General features: G+C 41.4%; 15 protein-coding genes. All 15 read right to left on the bottom strand.

The genetic code is table 11. The features are described from left to right. Positions 1-535: 535 nt before the first annotated feature. Positions 536-772 (bottom strand): hypothetical protein, encoded by a 237-nt coding sequence (locus T411_RS0118890; RefSeq protein WP_001065132.1) that lies wholly within the window; start codon positions 770-772, stop codon positions 536-538. Between the two features lie 243 nt (positions 773-1,015). Further along, positions 1,016-1,441, bottom strand: a complete 426-nt coding sequence (locus T411_RS0118885) for a GNAT family N-acetyltransferase (protein ID WP_002045007.1) — start codon at positions 1,439-1,441, stop codon at positions 1,016-1,018. A 94-nt stretch (positions 1,442-1,535) separates the two neighbouring features. Next, positions 1,536-1,940 (bottom strand): hypothetical protein, encoded by a 405-nt coding sequence (locus T411_RS0118880; protein ID WP_228376616.1) that lies wholly within the window; start codon positions 1,938-1,940, stop codon positions 1,536-1,538. A 120-nt stretch (positions 1,941-2,060) separates the two neighbouring features. Then, positions 2,061-2,339, bottom strand: coding sequence for a hypothetical protein (locus T411_RS1000000121470; RefSeq protein ID WP_000916250.1), 279 nt, complete (start codon positions 2,337-2,339; stop codon positions 2,061-2,063). Positions 2,340-2,441: 102 nt separating this feature from the next. Further along, positions 2,442-2,621, bottom strand: a complete 180-nt coding sequence (locus tag T411_RS1000000121465; RefSeq protein WP_000440231.1) for a hypothetical protein — start codon at positions 2,619-2,621, stop codon at positions 2,442-2,444. Beyond that, positions 2,621-3,313 (bottom strand): hypothetical protein, encoded by a 693-nt coding sequence (locus tag T411_RS0118870; RefSeq protein ID WP_000780703.1) that lies wholly within the window; start codon positions 3,311-3,313, stop codon positions 2,621-2,623. The genes T411_RS1000000121465 and T411_RS0118870 overlap by 1 nt, the downstream gene beginning before the upstream one ends. A gap of 207 nt (positions 3,314-3,520) precedes the next feature. Next, a complete protein-coding gene (locus tag T411_RS0118865) occupies positions 3,521-3,703 on the bottom strand; it encodes a DUF645 family protein (RefSeq protein WP_001889223.1) in 183 nt (60 codons plus the stop codon). A gap of 294 nt (positions 3,704-3,997) precedes the next feature. Further along, positions 3,998-4,426, bottom strand: coding sequence for a hypothetical protein (locus tag T411_RS0118855; protein ID WP_002034862.1), 429 nt, complete (start codon positions 4,424-4,426; stop codon positions 3,998-4,000). Positions 4,427-4,581: 155 nt separating this feature from the next. Next, a complete protein-coding gene (locus T411_RS0118850) occupies positions 4,582-5,121 on the bottom strand; it encodes a hydrolase (protein WP_000884561.1) in 540 nt (179 codons plus the stop codon). A 158-nt stretch (positions 5,122-5,279) separates the two neighbouring features. Next, on the bottom strand, positions 5,280-5,567 hold the full coding sequence (locus T411_RS0118845) for a type II toxin-antitoxin system RelE/ParE family toxin (protein WP_000869999.1): 288 nt from the start codon (positions 5,565-5,567) through the stop codon (positions 5,280-5,282). Continuing rightward, on the bottom strand, positions 5,564-5,845 hold the full coding sequence (locus tag T411_RS0118840; protein WP_000086649.1) for a type II toxin-antitoxin system Phd/YefM family antitoxin: 282 nt from the start codon (positions 5,843-5,845) through the stop codon (positions 5,564-5,566). Before T411_RS0118840 ends, T411_RS0118845 begins: the two co-directional genes overlap by 4 nt. 213 nt (positions 5,846-6,058) lie before the next feature. Next, positions 6,059-6,484: a hypothetical protein gene (locus T411_RS0118835; protein ID WP_000735184.1), complete on the bottom strand. Its 426-nt coding sequence runs from the start codon at positions 6,482-6,484 to the stop codon at positions 6,059-6,061. 235 nt (positions 6,485-6,719) lie between these two features. Beyond that, positions 6,720-7,082, bottom strand: coding sequence for a 4-fold beta flower protein (locus tag T411_RS0118830; protein ID WP_000454151.1), 363 nt, complete (start codon positions 7,080-7,082; stop codon positions 6,720-6,722). A 150-nt stretch (positions 7,083-7,232) separates the two neighbouring features. Next, positions 7,233-7,691 (bottom strand): hypothetical protein, encoded by a 459-nt coding sequence (locus T411_RS0118825; protein WP_000650937.1) that lies wholly within the window; start codon positions 7,689-7,691, stop codon positions 7,233-7,235. Between the two features lie 208 nt (positions 7,692-7,899). Further along, on the bottom strand, positions 7,900-8,082 hold the full coding sequence (locus T411_RS0118820; protein WP_000947513.1) for a DUF645 family protein: 183 nt from the start codon (positions 8,080-8,082) through the stop codon (positions 7,900-7,902). Positions 8,083-8,391: the final 309 nt, after the last annotated feature.

Below are 8,391 nucleotides of genomic sequence, written 5' to 3'. Positions count from 1 at the left end.
CTAACGCCCGCCTAAGGGGCTGACAACGCATAACACAAAACTCAAACACACCAACCGTAACCACCGCGGCTCAATGGGACTGGAAACGCCACGCGTTGACAGTCCCTCTTGAGGCGTTTGTTAACTGGCCAGTGCTTATGATTTTCACTGCACTTTTAACCAACACAAAGAAGATTACTCTACACTTCGTTTGGTGTTTTCACATCTAGGGCTGGTTTTCTGAGCATGAAAAATCCACAAGCTTCACGCGTTGCAGTCGTAGGTTGTTCCCAAGCACCACAAAGATCCTTGAGATTATTTTTAGCTTTTTCGAAATGACGGCATTGCCCACAACGAAACATTTGCAAACTCCTTTTGCTCAGATGCTTTTGACATTTCCATTTTGCCAGTTAACGCCCGCCTAAGGGGCTGGCAACGCATTACCACTAAACTCAAACATAACAACCGAAACCACCGCGGCTCAATGGGACTGGAAACGCCGCGCGTTGACAGTCCCTCTTGAGGCGTTTGTTAACTCTCATTAACACACTGATAACTAGAGAAATTCATCACCTTGATTATCGAGAGTCTTGTGACCACACACACTACAAACCACATATCTATCGATGAGATCTAACGATGCTCCAACCGGACTTGCTACACCACCAAAAAAGCCATCCAGAAAAGCTTTAAATTGTTCTTTTTTACTTTTTCCATACTTTGAGGGTTTTTGCTTTATGAGTTCTTTATGCTCAGTTTTTTGGCCACACTTTTCACAAAATCTATTATTCATTCCAATACCAACTGTTTTTTATATAAGACGAGCATATAAACATATTTTCCTGAGCTAAAAAGAGAGCGAATTATCAAAAATCAGTCAAGCGATTGAATTTATTGATGTATATACAGATGAGAGTTAACGCCCGCCTAAGGGGCTGACAACGCATTACACTAAACCCAAAAACAACAACCAAAACCACCGCGGCTCAATGGGACTGGAAACGCCACGCGTTGACAGTCCCGCTTGAGGCGTTTGTTAGGTTTGTGCTACGAAGCTCATATAGTAATAACCACCCAATTCATCATCCACTTGCGACACAATTTCAAAACCTTGCGACAAATAAAAGTTGAGTGCTTTTTGATTTTGAACCATGCACTTAAGGCTTAAGTTGCCATATTTCATTTTTGCGCCGTTAAGCAGCATCGAGCCCACACCTTGCCCCTGATATTCGGTTGCGACATAGAGATGATGAATAAAATTGTCAGGCTCCCAAATGGAAATGAAGCCGGCAACATTCCCTAAAACCTCAGACAACCAAATTCGTTCACCTTGACTATCGCGGTCGAAGTCTTCTATCCGAAAACTATCCGCCTTGAGCCATGGGAAACTATCTCGTCTAGAGTCCAAGTAGAGCTTTCTCAACGATTCGAGATTACAGGCACTAAACTCTTTGATTTCCATGAAAAACCTTAAACCTAACGCTTGCCATAAACGGCGAGCGTGTTTTGCGAGTCCAGCCCCCGAAGGGGGCGATGTTTGATGGCCTTGTTAGGTTTCAGTAGTTCAGCCAGTTCTCATCCCCTGTGAACGTATAGCCTAAGCTATCCCATTGACTTCCCACTCCCGACACATGGGGCCACTCAACTGAAAACATGTAGATGTAAGTAGGGAGAATAAAGTACTTTTCTTCTATGCAGTCTATAACTACAGTTTTTCGCTCAATGAGCTTTTCCATCCAGCTACAAACTAAAAACCTAGAATCAGATGAAAATGCAAACAGGCAACCCCAAGCATAGCCTGGGCACTTTTTACCATTAATACTTAGGCTATGATAGGAGTCGCCATGAGGAGGCTCTCCAATATAGGTGAGTATCGCACTAATGGTACTGCTTGGAGAAAGAAGCTGATAATCTTCCATTCCAGCCCATTCGCATATGCCATTGTTTGGCAACTTTATCACTTCCAAACACTACCTCCGTGTGAAACCTAACGCCGCATTAAGGTGTGAGCGACGCTTGGCTATACTTGAGCGAAGCGAAAGCGCCAAGCGTTGCGAATCACTCTTAAATGCTTTGTTATATCAATTTTTACTATCTCGAGGGGCTATTACATAATAAATAACCTTACCATCACTAGATTTATAGCTGTCATTTTTATCTACAGAAACACACAATTTACCATCACAACTCGTGATGTGACCATACTGATTAAGCTTCTCTATCTGAGCTTGAAGTTGCGCTTTCTCACTTCTTAGCTCGTTAATCTCATTTATAGTGGGAATATCTTTGACAAATAGGAACCAAATACTAATTGCAACACAAATTAATAATATAAGCATAATGAAAGATAGTTTTAACACCGAATATCTGCTTGCTTTCTCATACCTAGACGCTGCTTGTTCTGCTTTAACATGCGCATGTTCAAGTTTTTTAAATAATTGCTCCGAAACCTTATCCGCTATTTAACTTGATGCATTTTGGGTAGACTCTTTTATTGCTATTTTAGTCTCTGACTCAACTCTACTAACACTCCGGTTAGTCTTTTCAATTGACGTGATTGCATTTAAAAATCTTTGTTCATTTTTCTCACTTGCAGCAAGCAAATTAGCAGCTGCATCAAATAACTTATCTAACCTCTCCATTATCGACTTATCTCCATATCGAAACCTTTGGTTCTATTAAGACTTTTTTTAGCCTCTATACTTTTATTAAATTGATTCTTTATCTCATTCACATATTCTTCATGTTGTAACCTGAGCTGCATAATATCCGTAAACTGGAAATACTTAATTCTACTCTCAGAAACTGCGATGATTATACCTCCAGTTCCTACCTCTCCTGTACCTTGGCACCTAGCAACCAAACTCAAATAGTCCTTAAAGTCATCATCGCTAAAATTGGTATCGTTACTAAATACATCGTCTACAATTTTCTCAATAAAAGTTTCTAATGTAAAACTATCGTTAACACTACTATCAAAAGCATCCAAATAAGGTTTGATATTATTTATACAAAGATCATTAAAAGGCTCGGTTTCAACATACCAGTGAATACTCTTAGACAAAGAAATATTTGCATGGTCTTCTCCCAATGCCGACTTTAATTGAGAGTGTCTTTGCATCTCTTTTTTTAAGCTGCCAGCTTTGTTTTTAAACTCTATGAGTTTTACAACTCCAGGAAATTCTAAAAGTACATCGCCCAACTCTTTGTCTGCTGGCGTTTGTTGAAGCAGGTTTACGACTGACAGAACCTCATTTCCGCCTTTCTTAGTACCAATAGAGTAGCCTAATCCATAAAGAAAGTTTCCAATAACTACATTCTCATATAGTTTCATTATTTTTTGCACCTATCTCTAAATTGATATAACGCCCGCCTAAGGGGCTGACAACGCATAACAACCAAACTCAAACACAACAGCCGTAACCACCGCAGCTCATTGGGACTGGAAACGCCACGCGTTGGCAGTCCCTTTGAGGCGTTTGTTAGCTTCGTAGCCTATTGTTTAACAATGGCTTTCTAACACTTTTGCTTGAAATGCATTTTATGCAAAAGCATCTCTCAAACACACGTCCAACGCCAAAAGCTGTGAAGTTGGCTGCCAAAACTCAAAACGCTCAAGGTTAAGTTGGCCACGGTTAAGAGTCCTCGACAAAGAAAAAACACTGTCAGCGATGATGCAGCCTTTTGTGAAACCAAACTTTCCGAGTTGAGCATCCAACAACATTGAAGCATCGAGGTTTGATGGTTTTCAGCGACTTTGAAACCACTGAACTTTCAACACGTTCGACCAAATCAGCATCAAAAAAACTCGAAAGCCAAATTGTGAAACTTGAGCACTAAAAGCTGAATTTTCAGGACAATTAAACCCAGATTTTGAGGATTCTAGCCTTTAAGAAGCTAACGCCCGCCTAAGGGGCTGACAACGCACTGCCACTAAACTCAAACACAACAACCGTAACCATCGCGGCGCATTGGGACTGGAAACGCCACGCGTTGACAGTCCCTCTTGAGGCGTTTGTTATGTTCCACTGCCAAGTAGTGGCAAAAAGCCACCATATCCATTAGTAATACCTCCAAGTAGTACCAACAAGATTCCCACATATTCATCCTTTAACGCAATTATCGTAGGATTTACCACACTGGGCATTTTCATCATAAAGATAGAATTTGTACGACCATACTGGTTATGTTTAGCAACTGCTTCTTCAGGATTTTTTACGCTACTTAAGAAGTTGTGTTTTAGTGTTAATAGAAGGCCTATAGCTGAAACTATCGAACCTGAACTAGAGAAAATAGAAGGTAACTCAAGTAGCGATGCATAAAAATATGAGTAATATAAAATCACTACAGATAATAGCGCTGCTTTATCTCGATCATAGATCCACTGTAATTTCTTATGATCGAGTAAAAATTTAGGCCACTCCATTAAATCACTATCTTGGTTCAAAAATTTTCTCCAAAGGAACATAACGCCCGCCTAAGGGGCTGGCAACGCATTACTACAAAACTCAATCACAACAACCGAAACCACCGCGGCTTATTGGGACTGGAAACGCCGCGCGTTGACAGTCCCTCTTGAGGCGTTTGTTATAAGGTGGATAACTACTTAATTAGATTGAGTATTCCTTTAAACTCTGGCGCTCGACAATCTTTAACCAGTTCATAAAGACTCATTTCTAAACCTGTTATTTCAACACCAGCTCCTGCTAGCTTTGTAATTGCTAGCTCCTTGTTTGATGCATCACGTGAAGACACGCAATCACTCACTAAATGTATGTCGTAACCTAGATTTTTGAGATGAATAGCCGTTTGATAAACACATATGTGAGCTTCGATACCACATATTAACCAAGACGTTTTATTCGATTTTTGGATAGTTTCGATGAAACGAGGCTCACCACAGGCACCAAAACTGAACTTGCTAATCGGTTGTTGATTACTCAGTAACACAGTGAGCTCTTCGATGGTTTGGCCTAATTTATCTGGATTTTGCTCAAGCCAAACTATTGGCAATCCTAGCAATTGAGCTCCTTTAATTAGTTTTATGCAATTTGAAACAAGCTCATTACTGTCAGAAACCAATCGAGCCAACTTGCCTTGGATATCAACGATAATCAGACCAGTATTTTCCTTGTCAAGCATACAGACTCCTTTGCTAAACCACCTTATAACGCCCGCCTAAGGGGCTGACAACGCATTACCACTAAACTTAAACATAACAACTGCAACCGCCGCGGCTCAATGGGACTGGAAACGCCACGCGTTGGTAGTCCCTTTGAGGCGTTTGTTATAACACAGTTTCACACATCATGTTCCGTGAGCAATTGACGACAGTTACGAACTGTTAGAACGCGGATTTCGTGGCTCAAACTATAAATAATGCGGTAATGACCAAAAATTATTTCACGGTAGTTCGTATGAGGCATTTCAGGAACCATGCGGCCCATTTCTGGCATTGAGCCGAGCAATTCCGTTTTGTCGAATACTTCATTCACCCACTTTTCTGCAGCTGATGGGTTATCCAAAGCAATAAACTCTGCGGCATCACCCAGTTTTTGTAACGCTAGAGGTGACCAAACTACTTTCATTTGATGATGCGCCCCAGAACTTGTGAACGAGCATCTTCGTTTGATATACCTAAACCTGCAGCCAATTGAGCTTCTGCAGTACGCATTTCTTCGAGTAATTCGATTTTCTCTTGCATTGCTTCATACTCCGCAACGTCAAGAACAACGGCTACACCTTTACCTCGTTGTGTAATAACCAATGGTCGACGAGTCTCATTGATCTGTTTGATAAATGATGCAACGCCAGCACGGAACTCAGACAAAGGCTGAATATCTTGATCAAGGTGAATACGGCTCATAACGAACTCCATTTAGTACAATTTAATGTACAAATAGTAGTTCAATTGAGATTTACGAGCAAGGAATTGATTCTGTGTTATAACGCCCGCCTAAGGGGCTGGCAACGCATACCACTAAACTCAAACACAACAACCGAAACCACCGCAGCCCAATGGGACTGGAAACGCCGCGCGTTGACAGTCCCTCTTGAGGCGTTTGTTAGCACACACTGGTTACATAACGCACTCTTTCGCCGTTTTAGCTTGTGCCACGCCTTTTTCGATAATTGCTAACACTTGATCGTTCTTTACTGATGATACGATTTTATCTAGCAAGTTTTCCGCTGTTGCTTCCGAAGAAACGTCAACTAAACAACTGTAGGAATTAGAAATTTTCTCTGTAGCGGCAACAACTGCTTGGTGATCGGTGAAATCGGTATTGATCAACAAATCTATTGATTGAGTAAACTCTTGTGCTTTTTGAGTCGCATCACCAATAACGTCAAGATTAAGGTCTTGCAAATTTAGTGAGTCCGCTTTTTGCTGCAAGTTATCTACGGCTTTATTCGCTGCAGCTTGAGCCCCATCAATCGCTTTAGTTGCATCATCGCAACCCACTAAAGCAATCATTACAGTCAGTACCATTAACAATTTTTTCATTTTTCAGCCTCTCAAATAAAGGTTACGTCTCGATACTAAACCAAGGCAAAAGACCATTGAACAGAAATACCGTCACAGGATACAAGCTCCAGCTTATGAGATGTGTGTGCTAACGCCCGCTTAAGTGGTGAGCAACGCAATACGATATTTCAGCACACCACCTTAATCACCAAAACCAACGCATTGTAAAAATGCCACGCGTTGCGAATCCGTCTTGAAGCGTTTGTTAGGTAAATTAAACTGCGCCGCTATTTAAAAAATCAATTAAATGAGTACGCCCATAACTTACACTTAACGCAGGCTTAGCATACGCTGCGTACTTCGCATATTTAGCGTATTTTGCATACTTTGCGTATTTTGCTGGTTGGGCGTAGGTAGCGTAAGGACAACGCTCAGCAATTGAACCAACTCTATATCCTTGTAGATCAAAAATAACACCATCTATAAACCAACCTAAATGCTGCCCATTCCAACCATATACTTTGCCATCGGTAATATACGCTACTGCATGTCCATCCCATGTATAAATGCTGTTCTCGCTATCTGCTGCTACGTATGCCACCGGTTTGCCTTGTCCATCATACAAAGTTACTTCCATTGAAACCTCCTATTTACCTAACGCCCGCCTAAGGGGCTGGCAACGCACTACCACTAAACTCAAACACAACAACTGTAACCATCGCGGCTCAATGGGACTGGAAACGCCGCGCGTTGACAGTCCCTCTTGAGGCGTTTGTTAGGCCTGCGATTATCCAGCACTTTTTTCTAGCATTGTGACAAATGCAAAGAATGCTTTATCCATAATTTTGTCTGCCAACTTGCCTGATCCACTTTTAGCAATATCTTTAAGAGTATCTTTCAAGGTTCTAGTCGATTCAGGATCTAGTGGATCTGGAACTTGATTTAAAGCTGTCATAGCTGACATCGTTATTTCAACGGAAAAAAAACCGAAAGAACTCCCACGAGAACCTTCGGACCGTATGAAGCCCTCATTTTCGAGCCAGACGATTAAATCTCTACATACTTCCCATTCTTTAGGGTAAGGCTGTGGTGAAAACGAATCAAACACGGACTCTTCATCAAAATCAATTCCTGTCACTTCCGAACAACATAGATAAGTTTGTTTAGGCCAATTTTCTAATAAAACGCCTAAAATTTTGGTGGTATAAATTGCGCCTAAATCTGGATTACTTATTTCATCTTTCATACAAACTACTAAATCTCCTACCGAAGGCCTAACGCCCGCCTAAGGGGCTGGCAACGCATAACAACCAAACTCAAACACAACAATCGAAACCACCGCGGCTCAATGGGACTGGAAACGCCGCGCGTTGACAGTCCCTCTTGAGGCGTTTGTTAGTTTCGTAGCCATTTGTTTAGCAATGATTTTTTAACACTTTTGCTTGGAAAGCATTTTACGCAAATGCATCGAACAAACACACGTCCAACACCAAAAGCTGTGAAGTTGGCTGCCAAAACTCAAAACGATCAAGGTTAAGTTGGTCACGGTTAAGAGTCCGCGACAAAGAAAGCCAGATCACAGAGATGATGCAGCCTTTTATGAAACCAAACTGATCGTGTTGAATATCCGACAACATTGAAGCTTCGAGGCTTGTTGGTTTTCAACGTCTTTGCATCTACTGAACTTTCAACGCTTTCTACCAAATTAGCATCAAGAAAAACTCAAAAACACAATTGTGCGGCTTGAACGCTTAAAGTGGATTTTTCAGAACGTTAAACCTGAGCTTTTTATGATTTTTTCTAGATAGAAACTAACGCCCGCCTAAGGGGCTGGCAACGCATAACACCAAACTCAAACACAACAACCGAAACCACCGCAGCTCATTGGGACTGGAAACGCCGCGCGTTGACAGTCCCTCTTGAGGCGTTTGTTAGGTATTTATTGC

The sequence above is a fragment of the Vibrio cholerae ATCC 14035 genome (assembly GCF_000621645.1).
Classification (GTDB): Bacteria; Pseudomonadota; Gammaproteobacteria; order Enterobacterales; family Vibrionaceae; genus Vibrio; species Vibrio cholerae.
The sequence above is the reverse complement of the archived record's forward strand: the minus strand, read 5'-3'. Positions and strand labels throughout refer to the sequence as shown.

Coding starts and splice junctions, on each gene's coding strand:
- T411_RS0118835 (WP_000735184.1), bottom strand. CDS start 6,484: ATGAAAAAATTGTTAATGGTACTGACTGTAATGATTGCTTTAGTGGGT.
- T411_RS0118840 (WP_000086649.1), bottom strand. CDS start 5,845: ATGAGCCGTATTCACCTTGATCAAGATATTCAGCCTTTGTCTGAGTTC.
- T411_RS0118825 (WP_000650937.1), bottom strand. CDS start 7,691: ATGAAAGATGAAATAAGTAATCCAGATTTAGGCGCAATTTATACCACC.
- T411_RS0118870 (WP_000780703.1), bottom strand. CDS start 3,313: ATGAAACTATATGAGAATGTAGTTATTGGAAACTTTCTTTATGGATTA.
- T411_RS0118820 (WP_000947513.1), bottom strand. CDS start 8,082: ATGTTGTCGGATATTCAACACGATCAGTTTGGTTTCATAAAAGGCTGC.
- T411_RS0118865 (WP_001889223.1), bottom strand. CDS start 3,703: ATGTTGTTGGATGCTCAACTCGGAAAGTTTGGTTTCACAAAAGGCTGC.
- T411_RS0118890 (WP_001065132.1), bottom strand. CDS start 772: ATGAATAATAGATTTTGTGAAAAGTGTGGCCAAAAAACTGAGCATAAA.
- T411_RS0118885 (WP_002045007.1), bottom strand. CDS start 1,441: ATGGAAATCAAAGAGTTTAGTGCCTGTAATCTCGAATCGTTGAGAAAG.
- T411_RS0118850 (WP_000884561.1), bottom strand. CDS start 5,121: ATGCTTGACAAGGAAAATACTGGTCTGATTATCGTTGATATCCAAGGC.
- T411_RS1000000121465 (WP_000440231.1), bottom strand. CDS start 2,621: ATGGAGAGGTTAGATAAGTTATTTGATGCAGCTGCTAATTTGCTTGCT.
- T411_RS0118845 (WP_000869999.1), bottom strand. CDS start 5,567: ATGAAAGTAGTTTGGTCACCTCTAGCGTTACAAAAACTGGGTGATGCC.
- T411_RS0118830 (WP_000454151.1), bottom strand. CDS start 7,082: ATGGAAGTAACTTTGTATGATGGACAAGGCAAACCGGTGGCATACGTA.